Genomic DNA, 22,668 nt, shown 5'->3' on the forward strand with positions numbered 1-22,668 from the left:
TAGGGTGGGCTGCATGCCGGGTTGGACCACAGCGCAGCTGCCTTCGTTCGCCGGACGCACCGTCGTGATCACCGGGGCCAACGCCGGCCTGGGCGAGGTCACCGCCCGCGAATTGGCGCGGGTCGGTGCCCGCGTCGTGCTGGCGGTGCGCAACACCGAGAAGGGCAAGGCCGCCGCCGAGCGGATGACCGGCTTCAAAACCGGCCAAGTCGAGGTGCGCCAGCTCGACCTGCAGGACCTGGGCTCGGTGCGGCGCTTCGCCGACGAGATGGGCACGGTCGACGTGCTGGTCAACAATGCCGGCATCATGGCCACCAAGCACGCGGTGACCGCCGACGGCTTCGAGGGTCAGATCGGCACCAACCACCTCGGCCACTTCGCGTTGACCAACCTGCTGCTGCCCAGGCTGACCGACCGGGTGGTGACGGTGTCGTCGCTGATGCACCACTTCGGTTACATCAGCCTCAGGGATTTGAATTGGCGGTCCCGCCCGTATTCGGCGTGGCTGGCCTACAGCCAGTCCAAGCTGGCCAACCTGCTGTTCACCAGCGAGCTGCAGCGGCGCCTGGACGCCGCCGGTTCCGGGCTGCGCGCGGTGGTCGCCCACCCGGGCTGGTCGCACACGAACCTGCAGGGCAATTCCGGCCGCAAATGGGGCGACGCGGCGGTACTGGCCGTCGACCGCATCGTGTCCACCGACGCCGATTTCGGCGCGCGGCAGACGCTGTACGCCGTGTCGCAGGATCTGCCGGGGAACACCTTCGTCGGCCCGCGCTTCGGTCTGTATGGCCGCACCCAGCCGACCTGGCGCAACTGGCCCGCCAAGCGGGCGGGCACCGCCGCGGCGCTGTGGGACCTGTCCGAGCGGCTGACGGGCACCGCGTTCCCGCTCCCGGCGGGCGGTTTGCCGTGACACGACTAGATTGGTGGCATGTCGAGGGCTGATCTGGCGGCGATTCTTGCCCTGTGCGCCGCACTGGCGTCGGCGATCGGCAACGTCGTGCGCCAGCGTTCCGCGCAGGAGGTCACCGACAAACCGGTCGGGCACCTGGCGCTGTTCGGCATGCTGTTGCGCGATACCCGTTGGTGGATGGGCGGTCTCGGCGACATCGCCAGCTACATTCTGCTGGCCGCGGCCCTGGACAAGGGCTCGGTGCTGTTGGTGATGTCGCTGCAGGTGACCTCGCTGCTGTTCGCCCTGCCGCTCTATGCGCGGATGAGCCGCCACCCGGTCACCCGCGGCGAGTGGATGTGGGCGATGTTGCTGACCGCGGCGCTGGTGGTCGTCATCGCGGTCGGCCAGCCGGTGGGCGGCCAGGAGCGCGCCGCGGCCCAGGTCTGGCTGATCGTGGCCCTGGCGATGGCCCCGCCGCTGCTGTTGGCGATGCTGGGCGCCCGCGTCTGGTCGGACCGCCCGGCGGCGGCCGTCTTGCTCGCCGCGGTCGCCGGCTCGTTGCTGGCGGTGTTCGCAGTGCTGATGAAGGGCGTCGTCGACATCCTCGAACACAACCCCGACCAGTTGTGGAGCAGACCCGAGCTGTACGGCTGGGTGTTCTGCGGGGCGGCCGGGATGGTGATTCATCAATCGGCCTACCGCGCCGGCGCGCTGACCGCCTCGTTGCCGACGATCATCGCCGCCAAGCCCATCGTGGGCGCGGTGCTCGGGATCGCCGTGCTGGGCGAGACGTTGGACGCGCACGGCTTCGATTGGGTGGTACTGGCGGTGGCGGCGGTGTTGGTGATCGTCGCGACGGTGGGCCTGGCCCACGGTGAGGCCGCGACAGTGTCGGCGGGCGCGGGTCGCGACGTCAGAATCGCCGACGAGCCGGAAGCGTCTCCGCAACGCTTGAGCGGGTAGCAATGGCCGGTACCGACTGCCCCGCAGTCCAACTGCCGTTGCCGCGCCCTAACGTCTTGGCTCTCGCGCCGCAATACCATGCGCTTCGCCGCGACGCGCCGCTTACCGGGGTTTTGACGCCGACGGGTCGGCCGGCGTGGCTGGTGACCAGCTATAAAGAAGCCCGCGAGATTTTCGCCGACGCGGCGCGCTTCGGTCTTCACGCCCCGGTGGATCCAGAGGCCTTGGGAGACAACCCTTTCGAACGTGACATGGCGAGAATGGTCATGGCCTACGAAGGTCAGGTAACGAGAATGCGGAAGCTGATGCTGCCGTGGTTTGCCCCAAAGCGGCTCGCGCCGTTCAGTGGCCGGATCCAGGAATTGACCGACGGCTGCTTCGACGACATGGCCGCGGCGCACGACCGCCATCCCGGCCAGCCCGTGAACTTCCATGACCTGGTGGGATTCCGGCTTCCGGGCCTGGTGATCTGCGCCATGCTGGGTGTCCCCGACGCGGACCGCGACCACGTGATCGGCCTGTCGGGGCGCCTGGGCAGCACCGCCGACGCCGATGACAAGATGGCCGCCATCGCCGAACTCCGGCAATGCGTAACCCGTCTGCTCGAGACCAAGCGGCATGCCCGCGGCGAAGACGTCTTCTCGCATCTGTTGGCCGCTCAGGATGCCGATCCCCACCTGCTCTCCGATTCCGACCTGAGATACTTCGCGGTGGGCCTGGTCTCTCCCGGTCACGAAACCATGGTGGCCCGAATGGACTTCGCGGTGCTCTACCTGCTCAGCGAGCCGAGCCGGCGGGATTGGCTGATGGCCGACGTCGGCGCACGGTTGGACAAGACCGTCGAGGAGATCCTGCGGATGACCTCGCCCCACCACACGGGCCGGCCGCGGTACGCGCTCGAGGACGTCGAGATCGGCGGTGTCACCGTACGCCGCGGCGACCTGGTGATCGTTTCCGAAGGGGCGGCGAACCGCGACCCATCCGTGTTCGACGACCCCGACGTGTTCAACCCGGACCGAATGCCCAACGGCCACATCGCCTTCGGTCATGGGCCGCATTACTGCATCGGGCAGAACCTCGCGCGCATCGAGCTGCGGATGATGGTCAGGTCGCTGTTCCAGCGGTTCCCGGACATCCGCCTGGCCGTCGACGTCAACGATCTCGAGATCATCACCGACCGCATCGACGGCGGTGTCGCGGCCGTTCCGGTCACCTGGTGACAGGCGGCCGCGAGCTGGTGGTGGCAGGTACAGGATTCGAACCTGTGAAGCTTTCGCGACGGATTTACAGTCCGCTCCCATTGGCCGCTCGGGCAACCTGCCGCCAGACAGGTTACAACGAGGGGGTAGACAAAGCACAAACGGCCATCACGGGATGAAGGGACGGATCGAATGGCGGACTCATCGTTCGACATTGTCAGCAAAGTCGAGCGCCAAGAGGTCGACAACGCACTCAACCAGGCCGCCAAGGAGCTGGCCACCCGCTTCGACTTCCGCGGCACCGACACCACGATCGCGTGGAAGGGCGACGAGGCTATCGAGCTGACGTCGTCCACCGAGGAACGCGTCAAGGCGGCCGTCGACGTCTTCAAGGAGAAGCTGATCCGCCGGGACATCTCGATGAAGGCCTTCGACGCCGGCGAGCCGCAGGCGTCCGGCAAGACCTACAAGGTCAGCGGCACCCTGAAGCAGGGCATCGACAGCGAGCACGCCAAGAAGATCACCAAGCTGATCCGCGACGAGGGGCCGAAAGGCGTCAAGACGCAGATCCAGGGCGACGAGATCCGCGTGACGAGCAAGAAGCGCGACGACCTGCAGGCCGTCATCTCGATGCTCAAGCAGGCGGACCTGGACGTCGCGCTGCAGTTCGTCAACTACCGGTAGGCGGGCGGCGGCTTCGGGGGGGCACCGCGGCCGCGAGCGTAACCTCACCGCGAAATTGCGCCCGATTTTTCGCATTGTCGTTACGCTCGCGCTCGACGGGCGATTACTGGCCCGGCCAACCGGTGGGTGCCTAATGTAGTGACCAGCCCCACAATGTGAGCGAGGTTCACGATGACCGTGACTCCCCAGGAAGCCGGCGCCCCGGTACCGACCGAGGCCGAGTACTCGGACGTCATCATCGTCGGCGCCGGCATCTCCGGCATCGACGCGGCCTACCGGATCAGCGAGCGCAACCCGCAGCTGACCTACACCATCCTGGAGCGGCGCGCACAGATCGGCGGCACCTGGGACCTGTTCCGCTATCCGGGCGTGCGCTCGGACAGCAGCATCTTCACGCTGTCCTTCCCGTTCGAGCCGTGGACGCGCAAGGAGGGGGTGGCCGACGGTGTCCACATCCGCGAGTACCTGGTTGCCACGGCGCGCAAGTACGGCATCGATCGTCACATCCGGTTCAACGCCTACGTCCGCTCGGCCGACTGGGATTCGGCCACCGACACCTGGACGGTCACCGTCGAGCAGGACGGCGAGCGCAAGCTTTACCGCGCCCGATTCCTGTTCTTCGGCAGCGGCTACTACAACTACGACGAGGGCTACTCCCCCGACTTCCCCGGCATCGAAACGTTCGGCGGCATGGTGGTACACCCGCAGCACTGGCCGGAGGACCTGGACTACACCGGCAAGAAGATCGTGGTGATCGGCAGCGGGGCCACCGCGGTCACGCTGCTGCCCTCGCTGTCGGACCGGGCCGCCAAAGTGACCATGCTGCAGCGCTCCCCGACCTACCTCATCTCGGCCTCCAAGTACAGCAAGGTCGCCGCCGCCGCGCGGAAAGTGCTGCCCCGCAAGCCGGCTCATCTCGTCGTCAGGATGTACAGCGCGCTCACCGAGGCGGTGTTCTTCGCCCTGTCGCGCAAGGCGCCGGGGCTGGTGCGGTGGCTGCTGCGGCGCAAGGCGATCAGTAGCCTGCCCCCCGGCTACGACGTCGACACCCACTTCAAGCCGCGGTACAACCCGTGGGACCAGCGGATGTGCCTGATCCCCGACGCCGATCTGTACAACGCCATCACCGCCGGCCGCGCCGACGTGGTCACCGACCACATCGACCATTTCGACACGAGCGGCATCGCGCTGAAATCGGGCGCGCACCTCGACGCCGACATCATCGTCACCGCGACCGGCCTGCAGCTGCAGGCCCTGGGTGGGACGGCGATCAGCCTGGACGGCAACGACGTCAAGACCAACGACCGCTTCGTCTACAAGGCGCACATGCTCGAAGACGTGCCCAACCTGTTCTGGTGCGTCGGCTACACCAACGCGTCGTGGACGCTGCGCGCCGACATCACCGCTCGGGCCACGGCAAAGCTGCTGGCGCACATGGCCGCTCACGGCTACACGCACGCCTACCCGCATCGCGGCAACGAGCCGATGACCGAGAAGCCGTCGTGGGACATCAACGCCGGTTACGTGTTGCGGTCGGTGCACGCGTTGCCGAAATCGGGCACCAAGCGACCGTGGAACGTGCGGCAGAACTACCTCGCCGACGCCATCGATTACCGCTTCGACCGCATCGAGGAGGCGATGGTGTTCGGGCGGGTTTCCGATCGGGAGGCGTTGGCGGGCTAGGGCCGGCGCTCGGCCGGCTCACCCGGCAGAGATCTGCTTCCCGCAGTTCGGGCAGAACCTTTCGGCGGGATGGTGCTCGGCGCCACAGCCCGCGCAGAAGTGGGGTTCGGCTGCCGTCGACGGTTGCGCAACGGCTATGCCCGCGGGCTGCGCGGCGCCGGGCGGTTCCGGCGTGCCCGGCACCGGCGCCGGTGCAACGGGCGGCGCGGGCTGCGGGGCGAACGGTCCGGCTTGCGGCCCGCCCGCCGGGAACTGCCCGTCCGGGACCGGCTGGAAGCCGGTCACCCCGGCCGGGGCCGGTCGCCGCCGACGGGTTGTCACCACCACCAGCACGACACCGGCGCCCACGGCGAGCAGCAGCGCAACGCCGCCCAGGAGGTACCACCGCGATTTCGAGCTTCCCGGCGCCGACACATCACCGTACTGCGCCCGCAGATTGACCGCGTTCGTCTTCAGATCGGCCACCCCGGGATAGTCGGGTGACATCGACAGGGCCTGGTCGAAATGTTTGATCGCGTCGGTGTAGTGACCCGTGTAGTACGCGTCGAGCCCTTTGCGGTAGGACACGTCGGCGGGCCCGAGCGTCGCCTTGACACCCTTGCCCGCCAGGACCGCGGCCAGGCCGTCCGCGGGCGCGATGAAGTTGAACGCCTGCGGTTCGCCGGTGGGGCCGAAGCTGTTGAGCCCGATCACCTTGCCGTTGAGCTCGATGGTCGGGCCGCCGCTCATGCCCGGGGACACCGCCGCATCGATCTCATACTCCGGAATGGTTCCCATGGAGGACTTTTTGCTGACCTTGCCGCTCTTGTTCGTCGGGTCCAGGGAGGGATCGGTGACACGCTCGGTGCTCCCCGGGAATCCCACGGCGAGAACCGAGGTGCCGATGTTGACGTCGGCGTCGGTGGCCAGCTCGGACGACGGCATGTTGTGCTTCTCCACCTTCAACAGGGCGACATCGCCCTTCTCGAGGGGCTTGAAGTCGACGACGTTCGCGGGCATCTTGCCGGCGACCTTCGTCCCGGTGCCGTACAGGAGCGTGATGCTGATCTCGGGGCCCCGGTCGGCGGTGGTGCCTTCAACGTGCGCGTTCGCGCGCAGCCATTCCACCGCCCGCTCGGGATCCGCCGCCTCGGGCGAGTCCGGGAATTCGGCGATGTAGTCGTTGGCGGCATGCCTGAGGATCGCGCTCTTGGCTTCCTCCGGGTCGACGCAGTGGCCGGCGGTCGCCACCCAGCCGTCGGGATTCACGACGAAGGCGGTGCAGCCCCAGGCGGCATCGAAGGCCCTGTTGACGTTGGGTTCGCTGTAGTGCGGCAGGAGGTCGCCGTTGGGTAGCCGGACCCACCCGGCGGCTTCGGCGGCGAAGTACATCACGGCGGGCCGTATCATGGCCGCCGCCCTTTCCTCCGGGTTGGTCTGCGGACGACCGCCATCGGCGGATGCGATGCCTGGCGACCCAAGCAGCGAGAGGGCAGCCGCAGACAGCAAGGCCAAGCTGCGGCCCGGTAGGCGCCTCTTGGTCAAGAGGCCGGCTGGGCGGGACATGATTTCTCCTTTACAGGTTGTTGACGTTGACGATCCGGCGCGCCACGCCACGGGGCTAGGGACAGAAGTCCCTGGGTGCCGGGTCATTGGTTCGTGAACTGCTTCTAAATCGTTGGTGTCGGCAATACGCTGATCGCCATGGCGGCACAGATGCGCGAACCCAACGTCGTTGTCCTCGGTGGTGGTTCCTGGGGAACCACGGTGGCGTCCATCTGTGCGCGCCGGGGACCGACGCTGCAGTGGGTGCGGTCGGAGGAGACGGCGAAGGACATCAACGAGAACCACCGCAACAGCCGTTACCTCGGCGACGACGCGGTGCTCAGCGACACCCTGCGCGCCACCTCCGACTTCGCCGAGGCGGCCAACTGCGCCGACGTCGTGGTGATGGGCGTTCCCTCCCACGGGTTCCGGGGCGTGCTCACCGAGCTGGCCAAAGAGCTGCGGCCCTGGGTGCCGGTGGTGTCTTTGGTCAAGGGACTCGAGCAGGGCACCAACATGCGGATGTCGCAGATCGTCGAGGAGGTGCTGCCCGGTCATCCGGCGGGAATCCTGGCGGGTCCGAACATCGCGCGCGAGGTCGGCGAGGGCTACGCCGCGGCGGCGGTGCTGGCCATGCCCGACCAGCATCTGGCGACCCGGCTGTCCGGGCTGTTCCGCACCCGGCGTTTCCGGGTCTACACCACCGACGACGTCGTCGGGGTGGAGATGGCGGGGGCGCTGAAGAACGTCTACGCCATCTCGGTCGGAATGGGCTACTCGCTGGGCATCGGCGAGAACACCCGGGCGCTGGTGATCGCCCGCGCCCTGCGCGAGATGACCAAGCTGGGGGTGGCCATGGGCGGCAACCCCGACACCTTCCCCGGCCTGGCCGGCCTGGGCGACCTCATCGTGACGTGCACCAGCCAGCGCAGCCGCAACCGGCATGTGGGTGAGCAACTGGGCGCCGGCAAGCCGATCGACGAGATCATCGCCTCGATGAACCAGGTCGCCGAGGGCGTGAAGGCCGCCAGCGTGATCATGGAGTTCGCCAACGAGTTCGGACTGAGCATGCCGATCGCCCGCGAGGTCGACGCGGTGATCAACCACGGTTCGACCGTCGAGGAGGCCTATCGCGGCCTGATCGCCGAGGTCCCGGGCCACGAGGTGCACGGTTCGGGCTTCTGAGCTGGCCGTGCGGCGACGCGGAATTTAAATCTTTGCGTTCCATATGGGCTTGACCCATCGGCTTGACCCGGCGTTTGCCAGCAAAATACCGTCGACGAAGCAGCCAGGGGTTCCCGGCCGCGGCTCCATGGGTCCGGACGGGTTGTAACTTGCTGTGCGCCAAGGTGTTACGCCGATGTAATACAGCGCCACTCGCGGCGGATATCGGAACGTCCCCCGCTAACTCCTAACGAGGGACGAGACCGATGCAGGACATCGAACAGCTCGGCAATCAACCTCAAGACCACGGCACGCACGCGCGCAAGGACAGGGTGCGATCGATCATCCGCCACGACCTGCCTTCGTCGCTCGTGGTCTTCCTGGTCGCACTCCCGTTGTCCTTGGGCATCGCGATCGCGTCCAACGCCCCGGTGCTCGCCGGCCTGATCGCCGCGATCGTCGGGGGCATCGTGGTCGGCGCCATCGGCGGGTCACCGCTGCAGGTCAGCGGCCCCGCCGCCGGGCTGACCGTCGTCGTCGCCGACCTGGTCTCCGACTTCGGTTGGGGCGTAACGTGTTTGATCACCGTAGCCGCGGGCGCGCTGCAGGTGTTGTTGGGACTCAGCCGCGTCGCGCGGGCGGCCCTCGCGATCTCACCGGTGGTCGTGCACGCGATGCTGGCGGGCATCGGCATCACGATCGCGCTGCAGCAGGCGCACGTGTTGCTGGGCGGAAAGTCCAAGAGCACAGCCTGGCACAACCTCATCGGGCTGCCGGGTCAGATCATCGGCGCGCATCGTCCTGGGGTCATCCTCGGCGTGCTGGTGATCGTCATCCTCGTCGGGTGGCGGTGGGTTCCGGCCAAGGTGCGCCGCGTTCCGGGCCCGTTGGTCGCCATCGTCGCCGTGACCGTGGTGTCGGTCGTCTTCCCGTTCCACGTGCGCCGGATCGACCTCGAGGGGTCGCCGCTGGACGCGCTGCAGCTGCCCGACCTTCCGCACGGCAATTGGGGCGCGGTTGCGATCGGAGTGATCACCATCGCGCTCATCGCCAGCGTCGAGAGCCTGCTGTCAGCGGTGTCGGTCGACCGGATGCACAACGGGCCGCGCACCGACTTCAACCGGGAGTTGGTGGGACAGGGCGCCGCCAACATCGTCTCGGGCGCCATCGGCGGGCTGCCGGTCACCGGGGTGATCGTGCGCAGCTCGACCAATGTCAACGCCGGCGCCCGATCCCGGGCCTCGGCCCTCCTGCACGGCGTGTGGATCCTGCTGTTCACCGTCCCGTTCGCGGAGCTCGTCGAAGAGATCCCCACCGCCGCGCTGGCCGGACTGCTCATCGTCATCGGCGTTCAGCTGCTCAAGCCGGCCCACATCGAAACCGCAATGAAGCACGGCGATCTCGCCGTGTACGTCGTGACCTCGGTCAGCGTCGTCTTCCTCAACCTGTTGCACGGTGTGATGATCGGCCTGGCGCTGGCCATCGCGTTGACCGGTTGGCGGGTCATCCGCGCCAGGGTTGAGGCGAAGCCGGTCGACGACGAGTGGCAGGTGGTGATCGAGGGTGCGGCATGCACGTTCCTGGCGCTCCCGCGGCTGACGCGGGTTCTGGCGTCGATCCCCAGCGGAAGCGTTGTCACCGTGGAGGTTTCGGTGCACTACCTGGATCACGCTGCGCATCAGGCGGTCAGCGACTGGCAGCGCCAGCACGAGGCCAACGGCGGCGCGGTCCGGATCCGGGGCAGGCTGGAGACGGGCCACGCCGCTCGCAGGGATGCAAGCGAGCTGATCGAACGCGAAAGACCCGGGGCCGCAGCCTGATCGGGCACCGGGCTAGCTAGTCCCACCCCGAGAGGCCGAAGGTCTCGCTCGGCGCCCGCCCGCTGAGTTTCTGGACTATCCATTGGTTCATCGGCACGCCCTGCTCGATGGCTTCCAGCGCGAGGCGGGCATGCAGCTGCGGTGAGGTTCTGACGAGGATTCTCCCGCTGTAGCGGCGTTCGGAAAGCGGTTCGGGGGGCACCTCTCCGGTTTCTCGCAGGGCTTCCACGTGGACCTTGACAGCCTCCTCGATGGCGGCCACGGCCTGGGGCGCCGTCGGCGCTTCTCGCCTCATGTAGGGCAATTCAATGCATACGCCCAGGTATTCGTTGTAGTCGGGCAACCATTGCGCGCGGTAGGTGTAGCGGTCCACGCGGGACTTGATAGCACGGGCGATATCAAATCGGGGAGTCACTCATCCCCAGCTGAGGGCGCGGGCGTCGGTCGGGTGGCGCGTGCGGCGGGCGGGGTGGCCCGGCTCTCCAGACCATGTGGCTCACTCAAAATTTGATCCGGCTCTCCAGACCATGTGGCTCACTCAAAATTTGATAGCGCGGGTGATATCAAAAAATCGGCAACCCACTCGTACTGCGGAGAGCGTCGACAGCTAGCCGCGCGCCATCGCCTCCAGCCGCCGGATGCGGTCTTCGATCGGCGGGTGCGTCGAGAACAGCGACCCGATTCGCTCGCCCGCCCGGAACGGGTTGGCGATCATCAGGTGCGCCTGGCTGGCGAGCTGCGGCTCCGGCGGCAGCGGGGCCATCTGCACCCCGCCGGAGATCTTGCGCAGCGCGGACGCCAGGGCCAACGGGTCGCCGGTCAGCACGGCGCCGGATTCGTCCGCCTGGTACTCCCGTGACCGGGATACCGCCAGCCGCACCACGGTCGCGGCGATCGGGCCCAGCAGCGAAACCAGCAGCAGCGCAAAGGGATTCTCGCCGTCGCGGTTACCGCCGAACATGCCGGCCCACATGGCCATGTTGGCCAGCGCGGTGATGATCGACGCCATCGCGCCGGCGATGCAGGAAATCAGGATGTCGCGGTTGTAGACGTGGGAAAGCTCGTGGCCCAGCACCGCGCGCAACTCACGCTCGTTGAGGATGCCCAGGATGCCGGTGGTGCAGCAGACGGCGGCGTTGCGGGGGTTGCGGCCCGTCGCGAAGGCGTTGGGGGCGTTGGTGTCGCTGATGTAGAGCCGGGGCATCGGCTGGTGCGCGGCGGTGGCCAGCTCGCGCACGATGCGGTACATCACCGGCGCCTGCAGTTCGGACACCGGTTGCGCGTGCATGGCCCGCAGCGCGAGCTTGTCGCTGTTGTAGTACGTGTAGATGTTCATCCCGACGGCGAACAGCACCGCCAGGAACATGGCCGTCCTGCCGAACAGCGATCCGACAAACACGATCAACGCGGACATACCGACCAACAGGGCGAAGGTCTTCAGCCTGTTGGCATGGGGATGCCAGGTCATCGGTGTCCTCCTCGGAGCACTCAGGAATTGACTACTACAGCCAATTGAACGCCCGAGATGGGTCGTTGGGTTCCGCGACCCGCTACCCGTGCCGGCTGATGGTGTAGTCGACCAGCGTTTGCAGCGCGCGCCGGCCGGCCACGTCGGGCAGAAGGGCCAGCTCGTCGCGGGCCTCGCCCGCATATTCGGCCAGCGTCTGCTTGGCCTTCGCCATGCCCGGGGACGCCCGAAGCAGGGCGAGGGCCTCGGCCACCGCGTCGTCGTCGTCGATCGGACCCGCCAGCAGCTCCCGCAACCGCGCCGCGTCGGGGCCGGGTTCGCGCAGGGCGTAGAGCATGGGCAGGGTGTGCACGCCTTCGCGCACGTCGGTGCCGGGCAGCTTGCCCGACTCGTGCGAATCGCTGTCGATGTCGATGATGTCGTCGGAGATCTGGAAGGCGGTGCCCACGATGCCGCCGAGCCGGCTCAGCCGCTCGACCTGCTCCGCGTCGGCGCCCGAGAACATTGCGCCGAACCGGCCGGCCGCGGCGATCAGGCAGGCGGTCTTCTCGTACACCACCTTCAGGTAGTGCTCGATGGGGTCCGCGCCTTCGGCCGCGCCCGTCAGGCCGCGCGTCTCGCGCATCTGGCCCGTTACCAGCTGGGCGAACGTCTCGGCGATCAACCGCACCGCCTCCGGTCCCAGCAGGGAGACCAGCCGCGACGCCGTGGCGAACAGGTAGTCCCCGGCCAGGATCGCGACGTTGTTCCCCCAGCGGACGTTTGCGGTGGGCGCGCCGCGGCGCACCTCCGCCTCGTCCATCACGTCGTCGTGGTAGAGCGTCGCCAGGTGCACCAGCTCGATGACCGCGCCGGCGATGGTCACATCGTGCGCCTCGGGGTTCGGCCCGATCTGGGCGGACAGCACCGTGAACAACGGCCGGAATCGCTTGCCGCCGGCCTTGAACAGGTGCGTCAGGGAGTCGGTCATCACCTCGTCGGCGCTGCGCAGCTCGGTGTCCATCAGCTGCTCGATCCGCCCGACGCCGTCACGCACGGCCGCCGCGAACGCGGCGTCGCCGAAGTCCACGCCCGCCACCACCGTCGCCGGAGTACTCACCCGACCAACATACTGGTGAGCGTGGAGACCAAAGCCGACCTGGTGGTCGTCGGAGCCGGGCCGGCCGGTTCGGCGGCCGCCGCGTGGGCCGCGCGCGCGGGCAACGACGTGCTGGTCATCGACTCCGCCAGCTTTCCGCGCGACAAGCCGTGCGGTGACGGGCTGACACCGCGCGCCGTCGCCGAGTGCGAGCGCCTCGGGCTGGGCGAGTGGCTGGACACCCGCATCCGGCATCGGGGCCTGCGGATGAGCGGATTCGGTGGCGAGGTAGAAGTCGGCTGGCCGGGCCCGTCGTTCCCCTCGACCGGCAGCGCGGTGGCCCGGCTCGAGTTGGACGACCGCATCCGTAAGGTCGCCGAGGATTCCGGCGCGCGGATGATGTTGGGAACGAAAGTCGTTGCGGTTCATCGTGACTCGTCGGGGCGCGTGATGTCGCTGACGTCGGCCGACGGCACGGAGGTGGGCTGCGGGCGGTTGATCGTGGCCGACGGGGCGCGGTCTTCACTGGGCCGCAAGCTGGGCCGGCGCTGGCATCAGGAGACGGTGTACGGCGTCGCGGCCCGCGGATATCTGGCCACCGCGCGCGCCGACGACCCGTGGCTGACGTCGCATCTGGAGCTGCGCGGACCCGACGGCTCCGAGGACAAAGTGCTGCCCGGCTACGGCTGGATCTTCCCGCTGGGCAACGGGGAGGTGAACATCGGCGTCGGGGCGCTGTCGACGTCGAGGCGGCCGGCCGATCTGGCGCTGCGACCGCTGATCGACCACTACACCGACCTGCGGCGCGACGAGTGGGGCTTCGACGGGCCACCGCGGGCCGTGTCGTCGGCGCTGCTGCCGATGGGCGGCGCCGTGTCCGGGGTGGCCGGACCCAACTGGATGCTGATCGGCGACGCCGCCGCCTGCGTCAACCCGCTGAACGGCGAGGGCATCGACTACGGCATGGAGACCGGGCGGCTGGCCGCCGAGCTGCTGGACTCCTGTGGCCTGTCCCAAGACCTGTCGCAGGTGTGGCCGTCCCTGCTGCAGCAGCACTACGGCCGGGGGTTCTCGGTGGCGCGCCGACTGGCCCTGTTGCTGACCTTCCAGCGGTTCCTGCCCGCGACGGGGCCGGTCGCGATGCGCTCCCCCAGGCTGATGACGATCGCGGTGCGGGTGATGGCCAACCTGGTCACCGACGACGACGCCGACTGGGTGGCGCGGGCCTGGCGGGGCGCCGGACGGCTGTCCCGGCTGATCGATCGCCGGGTGCCGTTCAGCTGAGCGCCTTTGACGTGCGCAAAAGGCCAACGGGCCTGGTAGCGGCCGCCGACAATTTTCCGCACGGTTCGGGCGCGCGGTGTATAGTCCGGCTAATGAAGGGAACGAAGCTGGCTACTATCGGCGGCCTGGCCGTCACCGCCATCGCGCTGGCCGCGCCGGCGCTGGCCTCGCCGCCGCCGTCCAACGACTACGACGCCCCGTTCAAGAACACGGTCAACGGCTTCGGCATCTATCAGCCGCAGGACCAGTTGGCGTGGCTGGGCAAGATCACCTGCGACCGGATCGGCCGGGGCGTGGACGGTGACCCGTACAAGTCGGCCAACTTCATCCAGCGCAACCTGCCGCGGGGCACCACCCAGGGCCAGGCGTTCCAGTTCCTCGGCGCCGCGGTCGACCACTACTGCCCCGACCAGGTCGGCTTCGTGCAGCGCGCCGGTACGCATTAGCTCGTTCTCAACGCAGGGGCTTATAGCCCGCGTGTAGTGCGACGATGCCGCCGGTCAGGTTGCGCCACCGCACCGCCGCCCACCCCGCCCGGGCTATCTCGCGCGCCAGGCTCGCCTGGTCGGGCCACGCCCTGATCGACTCGGCCAGGTAGACGTAGGCGTCGGGATTGCTGGACACCGTGCGCGCCACCCGCGGCAGCGCCTGCATCAAGTACTCCTTGTAGGCGGTGGCGAACAGCGCGTTGGTGGGCGTGGAGAATTCGCATACCACCAATCGGCCTCCCGGGCGCGTGACGCGCGCCATCTCGCGCAACGCCGCCTGCGGGTCGACGACGTTGCGCAAGCCGAAACTTATTGTGACAGCATCGAATACGTCGTCACCGAACGGCAGCCTGGTGGCGTCGGCGGCAACTTTCGGCACGTGGCGGGCCGCACCCGCCGCGAGCATGCCGACCGAGAAATCGGCCGCCACACACCAGGCCCCCGACTTCTGCAACTCGACGGTGGATACCGCGGTGCCCGCGGCCAGGTCCAACACCTTCTGGCCCGGCCCGATCGTCAGCGCCGAACGGGTGGCCTTCCGCCAGTACCGGTCCTGCCCCAGCGATAGCACGGTGTTGGTCACGTCATAGCGGCGGGCGACGCCGTCGAACATCGACGCGACGTCCCGGGGGTCCTTGTCCAAGGCCGCGCGACTCATGGTGGAGACGCTACCGGCTGGATAACGGACCACTCGCTTTCGCCCCCACGCGTGTGAGCTCTCGGGGAATTACATGGCGACATCGGCGTTGCAACACTGCGTGACTCAAAAAGTTTGGTTTATCACCGGTACATCGCGCGGTTTCGGACGGACGTGGACGATCGCGGCGCTGGAGCGTGGCGACAAGGTGGCCGCCACGGCGCGCAACACGGCGTCACTGGACGACCTGGCCGGGAAGTACGGCGACGCGCTGCTGCCGATCCGGCTGGACGTCACGGATCGAGACGCCGACTTCGCCGCGGTCAAGCAGGCACACGACCACTTCGGTCGTCTGGACATCGTGGTGAACAATGCCGGCTACGGGCAGTTCGGGTTCATCGAGGAACTCTCCGAGCGGGACGCACGCGATCAGATCGAGACGAATGTCTTTGGGGCGCTGTGGATCACCCAGGCTGCGCTGCCGTACCTGCGCGAGCAGCGCAGCGGGCACATCATTCAGGTGTCCTCGATCGGGGGCATCACCGCGTTCCCCTTGGTCGGCATGTACCACGCGTCCAAGTGGGCGCTGGAAGGCTTTTCGCAGGCGCTGGCCCAGGAGGTCGCCCCGTTCGGCGTGCACGTCACGTTGATCGAACCGGGCGGTTTCGACACCGATTGGGCCGGAGATTCGGCCAGGCACGCCGACCCCCTGCCGGCGTACGACGACGTGCGCGCGGCCGTCCAGGCGGAACGGAGCAAGCGGTGGGCCAGCCCGGGCAACCCGGAGGCGTCCGCAGCCGCGCTGCTCAAGGTCATCGACGCCGAAAATCCGCCGCTGCGAGTGTTTTTCGGCTCGTCGCCGCTGGGAACCGCTAAGGTCGACTACGAGAACCGACTGCGCACGTGGGAGGAATGGCAGCCCGTCGCCGAACTGGCGCAGGGCTGAGGCGTCAGCTCACTCGCCTTGCGCGTACCGCTTGGCGAACACGCGCCGTCGGGCGAACGGCGATAGCACCGCCTCATAGTGGCCGAGCAGCTCGTCACAGATGACCGGCCAACTACGGCCGAGCACGCTGCGCCGGGCGGCCAGTGCGTAACGCTGCCGTTCGTCGATCAAATGGGTGACGGCCGCAGGCAACTTCGTCTCGAACTCGTCGACGCCCAGTAACAAACCGGTGCGCCACGGCGTGACGAGGTCACGTGGGCCGCCGGCGTCGGGGGCGATCACCGGCAGCCCCGACGCCAGCGCTTCCTGCACGACTTGGCAAAATGTCTCGTGCTCGCCGGGATGCACGAAGACGTCCATGCTGGCGTATGCCGCCGCGAGTTCGTCACCGTACAAAGCTCCGGTGAAAACCGCTGTGGGCATGGCCTTTTGCAGCTTGGCGCGGTCGACACCGTCACCGACGATGACGAGTTGCAACCCGTCCCGCGCCGCCAGCGGGATCAGCCGCTCGACGTGCTTCTCGGGCGCCAGCCGGCCCACGAAGCCGACGATCGGCTTGCCCTGTGGCGACCATCGCCGCCTGAGCTCCTCATCACGCGCCGACGGGGCGAACCGCAGCACGTCCACCCCGCGCGCCCAGTGGTGTACCCGCGGGAAGCGGTGTGCCACAAGCGATTCCATCGTCACGCTGGAAGGGGCCAGCGTGCGGTCGGCGAGACTGTGCAGATGACGGAACCAGGCCCACGCGGCGCGAGACGTCATGGGAATGCCATAACTGGCCGCGAAACCCGGCACGTCCGTTTGATACACGGCGACCGTCGGCACCCCCAGCCACCGCGCCGCCTTCACGCCGCCGTAGCCGAGCAGCGCCGGCGAGGCCAAATGCACGACGTGCGGGTCGAATCCGCGCAGCACCTTCACCATCCGCGGCATCGGCACACCGAGCGGCAACGTGGTCACCTTCGGGAACATCCGCGACGGAACCCGATGCACGCGGATGCCGTCGTAGATCCGGTCGGCCGGGACCGCACCGGGCGGGGTGTCCGGGGCGATGACGAGGGCTTCGTGACCCGTCCGGCGCAGGTGCTCGAGAACCCGGATCACCGAGTTGCTGACACCGTTGACTTCCGGCAGGAACGATTCGGCGACGATGGCAACGCGCACAACACCACGGTGTCAGCACCGACTTTCGACAAGGTTGCCTACGGGCATACGTCGTGCGAAATCTGCTGGTCGGACACCTCCGGGCGCCGGTCCAGCAGCTTATCGAGCAGCGCCAGGCCGATCAGCAGGAGCGTCGCCACCAGAAAGCCCACCACCGCGATGGAGCCCGCCGGGATGATGGCCAGCCCCGCGTTGCGGTGCTGCACGCGAACCAGATTGGGGTCGTTCTTGTTGTATTCGACGTAGATGCGCATGCCCGTGGCCAGATGCGACGGATACAGCACGCCGAGCTCCGGGCGATACGTGACCCGCTCGGGTGTGACGAATTCGATGGTGGAGCGCCGCGGGCCGGCGCTGAGCACCTCGGCCTGCGCCACCCCCATGTTGTGTTGGATCGCAAGGTCGTTACGCCAGGCGCCGGCGACCAGCAGGATCGACTGCAGGGTGACCAGGGCGGCCACGATGAGCACCGCAATGCGGGCCCAGCGCAACGCAATCCTGGGCCGGGTGCTCGGCGGTTGGTCGCTGCGGCCGTGAATCAGTATGTGCAGCAATCTCTTCGGGAAATTCACCGAGCCCTCACAGGGCCGCCTTGATCGCGGCGTGGAGCTGGCGCAGCGACGAGCGGTCGGCCTTGACCTCCAGCACCCGCATGCCGGCCGCGGGTTCGTCGAGGGCCGCGCTGAGCTGGTCGACCTCGATCTGCCGGCTCTCGACGTGATAGGCGCGGCACAGCGCCCCCACGTCGACGTCGTGCGGAGTGCCGAAGATCCGCGACGACACGTCCGAGAACCTCGGATCGCCCTGCTCGAGCAGTTCGAAGATGCCGCCGCCGTTGTCGTTGGAGACCACGATGGTCAACCGGCGCGGCGTCGGCTCGGTGGGGCCGATCAGCAGCCCGGAGCTGTCATGGACGAACGTCATGTCGCCGATCAGCGCGACGGTGCGCCCCTCGTGGGCCAACGCGGCGCCGATCGCGGTCGAGACGGTGCCGTCGATGCCGGCGACACCGCGGTTGGAGCGCACCCGGATGCCGTGGGTGTCGAGGCCGACCAGCGCCGCGTCGCGGACCGGGTTGGAGGCCCCCAGCACCAGCTGGTCACCGGGCCGCAGCGCGTCGGCCACGGCCGCCGCAACGTGCAGGCCCGTGGTGAGCGGGTGCGCCTCGAGCTGGCCGCGCACCGCGTCGATCGCGTGCCTGTTGACCTCCGCGCAGCGCCTCAGCCAGGCGGGATTCGGGGCGCCGGTGGTCACCGCCCGGGTGCCGGTGGCCTGTGAGTTGCCCGAGACGTCTGGCCAGCGCGGTCCGGTGGTCAACGCGTACACCGGGACCTTGGGGTCGGCCAGCAGCGCCGACACCGGCCTGTGCAAGGTGGGGCGGCCGAGCATGATCACCTGCTTGGGGCGCAGCAGCGGCAGTGCCAGGGGATGCAGGGGGTTGGCCGGCGCCGGGGCCGTCGGCTCGGCGACGGTCGGCAGCTCCGCGAGGTTGGGCTGGGCGCCCGCACCGTGGCCGGCGATGACGACCGTGTCGGGCGTCAGGTCGATGTCCAGCGGCTGGTCGAACGTCACGGGCGGCGTGTAGGTCCACGGCAGCCCGCCGGCCCGTCCCTGGGGGATGACGGCGCCGTGCGGCTCGGGATCGGGCACCAGCGGTTCGCGCAGCGGGATGTCGAACTGCACGGGGCCGGCGTTGGCGGTGCGAGACCCCGTGGCGGCCACCAAGACCCGGCAGGTGGCCGATCGCCAGGTGGCGTTCAGGGCGTCCAGCCGTTCGGGGGCGTCCTCGGCCAGGCCGAGGCTGATGGCGGTGCGGACCTGGGTGCCGAAGTAGCCCAGCTGCTCCATGGTCTGGTTGGCCCCGGTGCCCAGCATTTCGTAGGGCCGGTTGGCCGACAGCACGATCAGCGGCACCCGGGCGTAGTTGGCTTCCACGACGGCCGGCCCGAGGTTGGCGACGGCGGTGCCCGACGTCATCGCGACACAGACCGGGGCGCCGGCGGCGATGGCCAGCCCGATGGCCAGGTAGCCGGCGGTGCGCTCGTCGATGCGGACGTGCAGCCGGATCCGCCCGGACCGGTCGGCGTCGGCCAGCGCGAACGCCAGCGGCGCGTTGCGCGACCCGGGGCACAGCACCACGTCGCGCACGCCGCCGCGGATCAGCTCGTCAACGACGACGCGGGCCTGTGTCGTCGAGGGGTTCACTCATACAGAGTGTCACAGCCGGCCAACCGGGTGCGTGGAGCAGCGGGGTCGGGACTTAGTTGCTGGCGAAGAACTTCAGCGCCGCCTCGTTGACGGCGTCCGGACGCTCGAAGAACCCGAGGTGGCCGGCGTCGGCGATCTGCACGTAACGGCCATTGGGCAGCGCGTCCGCGACCTCTCGGCCCAGGTAGGGCGGCGTCAACACGTCGTCGGAGAAGCCGATCACCAGCACCGGCGTCGTGATGCCGCGGTAGGCCGGCAACCGGTTGGTGTACGGGGCGATGTCCAGCTGACACCGCATTCCCGGGGTGGACTTGACCGGCCACATGGAGAACATCGCGATCCAGTCCGCGACCGCGACGTCGTCGTTGAGCGTCCTGTGCGAAAAGTTTTCCAGCAGGCGGATCTTCGCCTCGTACGAGCTCGGCACCTGGACACCGGCATCGGCCAGCTCGGCCTCCGCGTCGCGGAAGAACTCACGGGTCTTGTCCATGCGGCCGCGGGTGCCCATCAACACCGCGGAGCTGACGAGTTCGGGCCGGGCGAGCATGAGCTCCTGGGCGATGAACGCGCCCATCGACATCCCGACGATGCGGGCCGGGGCGGCGTCGAGCCCCTCGATCAGCGCCGCCGTGTCGGCGACCATGGTCTGCGTCGTGAACCCCTGGGCGTTCTCGGTGGCGCCGATCCCGCGGTTGTCGAAGGTGATCACGCGGTAACCGGCCGCCAGGAACGCGGGAAGCTGATACGGGTGCCACGTCCGACCGGCGCCGCCGTGACCGCTGATGAACACCACGGGCTCACCGGAGCCGCGGTCGTCGTAAGCCAGGTTGATCACTCCGACGACGGTACAAGCAGTCCGTGGCAGGCCTTGACCCGGTCGATCCACCATTGCCGCCGCTGCGCGGGCGCGGCCAAGGCGCGCAGCCGCGCCGGATCGGGCGTGACCGGGCCCACCGGCAGGGCGCCGTCGATGGGCGGGGCGACGTCGGCCACGTCTTCGGTGAACAGCCCACCGGTGCCCAGGCCGCACGCGTGGTCCAACACCGGCAGGGCCGCCGCGGCGGCCAGCCCGGCGGCGATCCCCACCGCCGAGTCGATCGCGCTGGAGACCACGACCGGGATGTCGATCTGCGCGGCGATCGCCAGCATGGCCGAAATGCCGCCCAGCGGAGCGACTTTCAGCACGGCGATGTCGGCGGCACGGGCGCGGACCACGGCCAGCGGGTCGTCGGCCTTGCGGATGCTTTCGTCGGCGGCGATCGGCACGTCCGGCATGTCCGGCCGCAGGCGCAGGGCCGCGAGCTCGGCGACGGTCGCGCACGGCTGTTCGAGGTATTCCAGCGGGCCATCGGCGATCAGGGCGGCGGCCGCCTGCACCGCCTGCTCCACGCTCCAGCCCCCGTTGGCGTCCACCCGCACGGTTGGCACGAGTCTGCGCACCGCGTTGACCCGGTCGACGTCGTCGGCCAGCGTCTGGCCGGGTTCGGCGACCTTCACCTTGGCCGTGCGGGCGCCCGGGAACCGGGCCAGCACCTCGCCCACCCGGGCGGCCTCAACGGCCGGCACGGTGGCGTTGATCGGGATGCGGTCGCGCCGCGGCGGCGGCGGGCGGCGGTAGGCGGCCTCGATCGCCGACGCCAGCCAGTGCGCGGCCTCGGGCGGGCGGTATTCCAGGAAGGCCCCGAACTCACCCCAGCCCGCGGGCCCCTCGATCAGGGCGACCTCCCGGGTCGTGATGCCGCGGAACCGCACCCGCATCGGCAGCGCGACCACGTGCAGGCGGTCGAGCAAGTCCTGGGTGGATGGAATCACTCGCCGTAAACCTGGCGGCCGGCCAGATACGTCGCACGCACCTGCAGGTCGGCGATCTGCTCGGGCGGCACGGTCCGCGGGTCGGCGGAGAGCACCACCAGGTCGGCGTACTTGCCCACCTCCAGCGAGCCGGTCACGTCGTCGGCGAACAACTGCCAGGCCGCGTCGATGGTCTGCGCGCGGATGGCCTGCTCGACCGTCAACCGCTCCTCGGGTGCCAGCACCCGACCGCTGGGCGCCGTGCGGGTCACCGCGACGCTGATGTTGCGCAGCGGCTCCTCGGGCGTGACCGGGGGGTCGTTGTGCAGGGAGATGCGCATGCCGGTGGCCACCGCGGAACCCGCCGGCATCCAATGGGATCCGCGCTCGGGACCGAACAGGCCGTCGACCAGGATGTCGCCCCAGTAGTGGATCTGGTCGACGAAGATGCTGCAGGTGACCCCGAGGTCGGCGGCGCGTTGCAGCTGTTCGGGCCGGATGGCGCCGACGTGCTCGAGCCGCAGCCGGTGGTCGGGGCGCGGGTGACGCTTGAGCGCCTCCTCGTACACGTCGAGGATGGTGTCCACCCCGGCGTCACCCTGCACGTGGCAGGCCATCGGCCAGCCCAGCGGGAAGTAGGCGCCGACGATCTCGCTGAGCTGCTCGCGCGTGTAGTTGGCGTGTCCGCAGGAGCCGGGCGCCACCCCGATGGTGCGGGTGGCGTCGGTGTCCAGGTACGGGAAGGACAGCGCGATGTTGCCCACCCACGGGGAGCCGTCCACCCAGATCTTGATGCCGACCTGGCGCAGCATGTCGTCGCCCTGACCGGGGGTGGCGTCGGTGTGCATCTGCGGGTTGGAGATCTCGTAAGTGCGCAGCCGGACGGTCAGCTCGCCGCGCAACTGCTCGACCAGCGGCCCGAACGCCGGGTCGAAGGCCATCTCCGAGCAGGTGGTGAGGCCGGCGCGGTTGAGCCGGGCGCATTCGGCGCGCAGCATCGCCGGGTAGTCGCTCGGCGCGATGGCGCCGGCCAGCAACGGAAACACCGCGCCGGTTTCCTCGGCGGTGCCGTCCAGGTCCCCGTGCGCGTCGCGGCCGAAGCGGGCGCCCTTGGGATCGGGGGTGTCCCGGGTCAGGCCTGCGTGCCGAGCCGCGTGCGAATTGAAGAAGGCCTTGTGCCCGGAATTGTGGATGATGATCAGCGGCCCGTCCGGCGCCATCTCGTCGAGCCAGGCCAGCGTCGGCCGGGGCAACCCGGGCTGCAGCAGCGGATCCCAGCCGTTGAGGAACGCGCCGGCTTCGCCCCGCTTGGCGACCTCGCTCCGGACGGCGGCGACGACGGCGTCGGCGTCGGCCACCGTCACGGGCCGGATATCGACGATCCGGTCCGACAGCGCCAGCGCCTCCATCAGCGGATGGCCGTGTGCCTCAACGAATCCCGGCATGACGCAGCCTCCACCTAACGAGCCGATGTCGACGGTCTGGGTGTCGGGGCCGACGAATCCCGCGACGTCCGACCGGCTCCCGACGGCGACGATGCGCCCGTCGGCGACGGCGAGCGCCTCGGCCGTGGGGCGTTTGTCGTCGACGGTGAGCACGGTCCCGGTGATGACGAGGTCAGCGTCGGCCATGAGAACGGATGCTAGTGCTCCGGGGTGCCATGGAGGGTCTG

The 22,668-nt window shown here is 68.9% G+C and carries 21 protein-coding genes and 1 tRNA gene; 10 read left to right on the top strand and 12 right to left on the bottom strand.

What is annotated here, in order from left to right; all coding sequences use genetic code 11:
• The first annotated feature begins 13 nt into the window (after positions 1–13).
• From C1737_RS15335 to C1737_RS15345, 3 genes are all read left to right on the top strand, one after another.
• A complete protein-coding gene (locus tag C1737_RS15335) occupies positions 14–913 on the top strand; it encodes an oxidoreductase (RefSeq protein WP_102418804.1) in 900 nt (299 codons plus the stop codon).
• 18 nt (positions 914–931) lie between these two features.
• On the top strand, positions 932–1,858 hold the full coding sequence (locus tag C1737_RS15340) for a DMT family transporter (protein WP_102418805.1): 927 nt from the start codon (positions 932–934) through the stop codon (positions 1,856–1,858).
• A 293-nt stretch (positions 1,859–2,151) separates the two neighbouring features.
• Complete coding sequence (locus C1737_RS15345) at positions 2,152–3,078, top strand: cytochrome P450 (protein WP_197509012.1); 927 nt, start codon at positions 2,152–2,154, stop codon at positions 3,076–3,078.
• Positions 3,079–3,096: 18 nt separating this feature from the next.
• Here the strand turns inward: C1737_RS15345 and C1737_RS15350 are convergent.
• A tRNA-Tyr gene (locus C1737_RS15350) sits at positions 3,097–3,180 on the bottom strand.
• A 69-nt stretch (positions 3,181–3,249) separates the two neighbouring features.
• Between C1737_RS15350 and C1737_RS15355 the strand changes: the two genes are divergently transcribed.
• The gene (locus C1737_RS15355; protein ID WP_067917701.1) at positions 3,250–3,741 is read left to right on the top strand and encodes a YajQ family cyclic di-GMP-binding protein; all 492 of its coding nucleotides are present in this window, start codon (positions 3,250–3,252) and stop codon (positions 3,739–3,741) included.
• 171 nt (positions 3,742–3,912) lie between these two features.
• The gene (locus tag C1737_RS15360; RefSeq protein ID WP_102418807.1) at positions 3,913–5,424 is read left to right on the top strand and encodes an NAD(P)/FAD-dependent oxidoreductase; all 1,512 of its coding nucleotides are present in this window, start codon (positions 3,913–3,915) and stop codon (positions 5,422–5,424) included.
• A gap of 18 nt (positions 5,425–5,442) precedes the next feature.
• On the opposite strand, the gene C1737_RS15365 is transcribed toward C1737_RS15360, so the two are convergent.
• Entirely contained in the window at positions 5,443–6,813 is a 1,371-nt protein-coding gene (locus C1737_RS15365) for a trypsin-like peptidase domain-containing protein (RefSeq protein ID WP_233214762.1), read from the bottom strand.
• A 294-nt stretch (positions 6,814–7,107) separates the two neighbouring features.
• On the opposite strand from C1737_RS15365, the gene C1737_RS15370 reads away from it, so the two are divergent.
• Together C1737_RS15370 and C1737_RS15375 are read left to right on the top strand one after the other, a co-directional pair.
• The gene (locus C1737_RS15370) at positions 7,108–8,133 is read left to right on the top strand and encodes an NAD(P)H-dependent glycerol-3-phosphate dehydrogenase (RefSeq protein WP_067917705.1); all 1,026 of its coding nucleotides are present in this window, start codon (positions 7,108–7,110) and stop codon (positions 8,131–8,133) included.
• Positions 8,134–8,378: 245 nt separating this feature from the next.
• Positions 8,379–9,932, top strand: a complete 1,554-nt coding sequence (locus C1737_RS15375; protein ID WP_199182855.1) for a SulP family inorganic anion transporter — start codon at positions 8,379–8,381, stop codon at positions 9,930–9,932.
• Between the two features lie 16 nt (positions 9,933–9,948).
• Here the strand turns inward: C1737_RS15375 and C1737_RS15380 are convergent, their stop codons facing one another.
• From C1737_RS15380 to grcC1, 3 genes are all read right to left on the bottom strand, one after another.
• Positions 9,949–10,305, bottom strand: coding sequence for a type II toxin-antitoxin system HicB family antitoxin (locus C1737_RS15380; RefSeq protein ID WP_067917709.1), 357 nt, complete (start codon positions 10,303–10,305; stop codon positions 9,949–9,951).
• Positions 10,306–10,539: 234 nt separating this feature from the next.
• Positions 10,540–11,400, bottom strand: coding sequence for a zinc metalloprotease HtpX (htpX, locus tag C1737_RS15385; protein ID WP_102418810.1), 861 nt, complete (start codon positions 11,398–11,400; stop codon positions 10,540–10,542).
• Positions 11,401–11,482: 82 nt separating this feature from the next.
• Positions 11,483–12,499, bottom strand: coding sequence for a nonaprenyl/(2E,6E)-farnesyl/geranylgeranyl diphosphat synthase (gene grcC1, locus C1737_RS15390; RefSeq protein WP_102418811.1), 1,017 nt, complete (start codon positions 12,497–12,499; stop codon positions 11,483–11,485).
• A gap of 15 nt (positions 12,500–12,514) precedes the next feature.
• On the opposite strand from grcC1, the gene menJ reads away from it, so the two are divergent.
• Together menJ and C1737_RS15400 are read left to right on the top strand one after the other, a co-directional pair.
• Positions 12,515–13,762 carry a menaquinone reductase gene (gene menJ / locus C1737_RS15395; RefSeq protein WP_102418812.1) on the top strand — a complete coding sequence of 416 codons (1,248 nt, stop codon included), beginning with the start codon at positions 12,515–12,517 and terminating at the stop codon, positions 13,760–13,762.
• 92 nt (positions 13,763–13,854) lie between these two features.
• Positions 13,855–14,208, top strand: a complete 354-nt coding sequence (locus C1737_RS15400; protein WP_067917714.1) for a DUF732 domain-containing protein — start codon at positions 13,855–13,857, stop codon at positions 14,206–14,208.
• A gap of 7 nt (positions 14,209–14,215) precedes the next feature.
• Here the strand turns inward: C1737_RS15400 and C1737_RS15405 are convergent, their stop codons facing one another.
• Positions 14,216–14,908: a demethylmenaquinone methyltransferase gene (locus tag C1737_RS15405; protein WP_102418813.1), complete on the bottom strand. Its 693-nt coding sequence runs from the start codon at positions 14,906–14,908 to the stop codon at positions 14,216–14,218.
• A 100-nt stretch (positions 14,909–15,008) separates the two neighbouring features.
• Between C1737_RS15405 and C1737_RS15410 the strand changes: the two genes are divergently transcribed.
• Complete coding sequence (locus C1737_RS15410; protein ID WP_102419970.1) at positions 15,009–15,833, top strand: SDR family oxidoreductase; 825 nt, start codon at positions 15,009–15,011, stop codon at positions 15,831–15,833.
• A gap of 9 nt (positions 15,834–15,842) precedes the next feature.
• Here C1737_RS15410 and C1737_RS15415 read toward each other — a convergent pair whose 3' ends face one another.
• From C1737_RS15415 to C1737_RS15440, 6 genes are read right to left on the bottom strand one after another with little or no spacing between them, the layout of a single operon-like run.
• Entirely contained in the window at positions 15,843–16,997 is a 1,155-nt protein-coding gene (locus tag C1737_RS15415; RefSeq protein ID WP_067917719.1) for a glycosyltransferase family 1 protein, read from the bottom strand.
• A gap of 38 nt (positions 16,998–17,035) precedes the next feature.
• Positions 17,036–17,569 (bottom strand): DUF3592 domain-containing protein, encoded by a 534-nt coding sequence (locus C1737_RS15420; RefSeq protein ID WP_102418814.1) that lies wholly within the window; start codon positions 17,567–17,569, stop codon positions 17,036–17,038.
• 7 nt (positions 17,570–17,576) lie between these two features.
• Positions 17,577–19,202: a 2-succinyl-5-enolpyruvyl-6-hydroxy-3-cyclohexene-1-carboxylic-acid synthase gene (menD, locus tag C1737_RS15425; RefSeq protein ID WP_102418815.1), complete on the bottom strand. Its 1,626-nt coding sequence runs from the start codon at positions 19,200–19,202 to the stop codon at positions 17,577–17,579.
• Positions 19,203–19,257: 55 nt separating this feature from the next.
• Positions 19,258–20,040, bottom strand: a complete 783-nt coding sequence (locus C1737_RS15430; protein WP_067917722.1) for an alpha/beta fold hydrolase — start codon at positions 20,038–20,040, stop codon at positions 19,258–19,260.
• Complete coding sequence (locus C1737_RS15435) at positions 20,037–21,017, bottom strand: o-succinylbenzoate synthase (protein WP_102418816.1); 981 nt, start codon at positions 21,015–21,017, stop codon at positions 20,037–20,039. Before C1737_RS15435 ends, C1737_RS15430 begins: the two co-directional genes overlap by 4 nt.
• Positions 21,014–22,627, bottom strand: a complete 1,614-nt coding sequence (locus C1737_RS15440; RefSeq protein ID WP_102418817.1) for an amidohydrolase — start codon at positions 22,625–22,627, stop codon at positions 21,014–21,016. Before C1737_RS15440 ends, C1737_RS15435 begins: the two co-directional genes overlap by 4 nt.
• Between the last annotated feature and the right edge of the window lie 41 nt (positions 22,628–22,668).

It is taken from the genome of Mycobacterium sp. 4858, assembly GCF_900240975.1.
Classification (GTDB): Bacteria; Actinomycetota; Actinomycetes; order Mycobacteriales; family Mycobacteriaceae; genus Mycobacterium.

Bases quoted from the DNA above. Each gene is read 5' to 3' on its own strand.
- C1737_RS15405 (WP_102418813.1), bottom strand. From the start codon at position 14,908: ATGAGTCGCGCGGCCTTGGACAAGGACCCCCGGGACGTCGCGTCGATG.
- C1737_RS15355 (WP_067917701.1), top strand. From the start codon at position 3,250: ATGGCGGACTCATCGTTCGACATTGTCAGCAAAGTCGAGCGCCAAGAG.
- C1737_RS15400 (WP_067917714.1), top strand. From the start codon at position 13,855: ATGAAGGGAACGAAGCTGGCTACTATCGGCGGCCTGGCCGTCACCGCC.
- C1737_RS15340 (WP_102418805.1), top strand. From the start codon at position 932: ATGTCGAGGGCTGATCTGGCGGCGATTCTTGCCCTGTGCGCCGCACTG.
- C1737_RS15370 (WP_067917705.1), top strand. From the start codon at position 7,108: ATGGCGGCACAGATGCGCGAACCCAACGTCGTTGTCCTCGGTGGTGGT.
- htpX (WP_102418810.1), bottom strand. From the start codon at position 11,400: ATGACCTGGCATCCCCATGCCAACAGGCTGAAGACCTTCGCCCTGTTG.
- C1737_RS15345 (WP_197509012.1), top strand. From the start codon at position 2,152: ATGCGGAAGCTGATGCTGCCGTGGTTTGCCCCAAAGCGGCTCGCGCCG.
- C1737_RS15440 (WP_102418817.1), bottom strand. From the start codon at position 22,627: ATGGCCGACGCTGACCTCGTCATCACCGGGACCGTGCTCACCGTCGAC.
- C1737_RS15335 (WP_102418804.1), top strand. From the start codon at position 14: ATGCCGGGTTGGACCACAGCGCAGCTGCCTTCGTTCGCCGGACGCACC.
- C1737_RS15365 (WP_233214762.1), bottom strand. From the start codon at position 6,813: ATGATACGGCCCGCCGTGATGTACTTCGCCGCCGAAGCCGCCGGGTGG.
- C1737_RS15360 (WP_102418807.1), top strand. From the start codon at position 3,913: ATGACCGTGACTCCCCAGGAAGCCGGCGCCCCGGTACCGACCGAGGCC.
- C1737_RS15375 (WP_199182855.1), top strand. From the start codon at position 8,379: ATGCAGGACATCGAACAGCTCGGCAATCAACCTCAAGACCACGGCACG.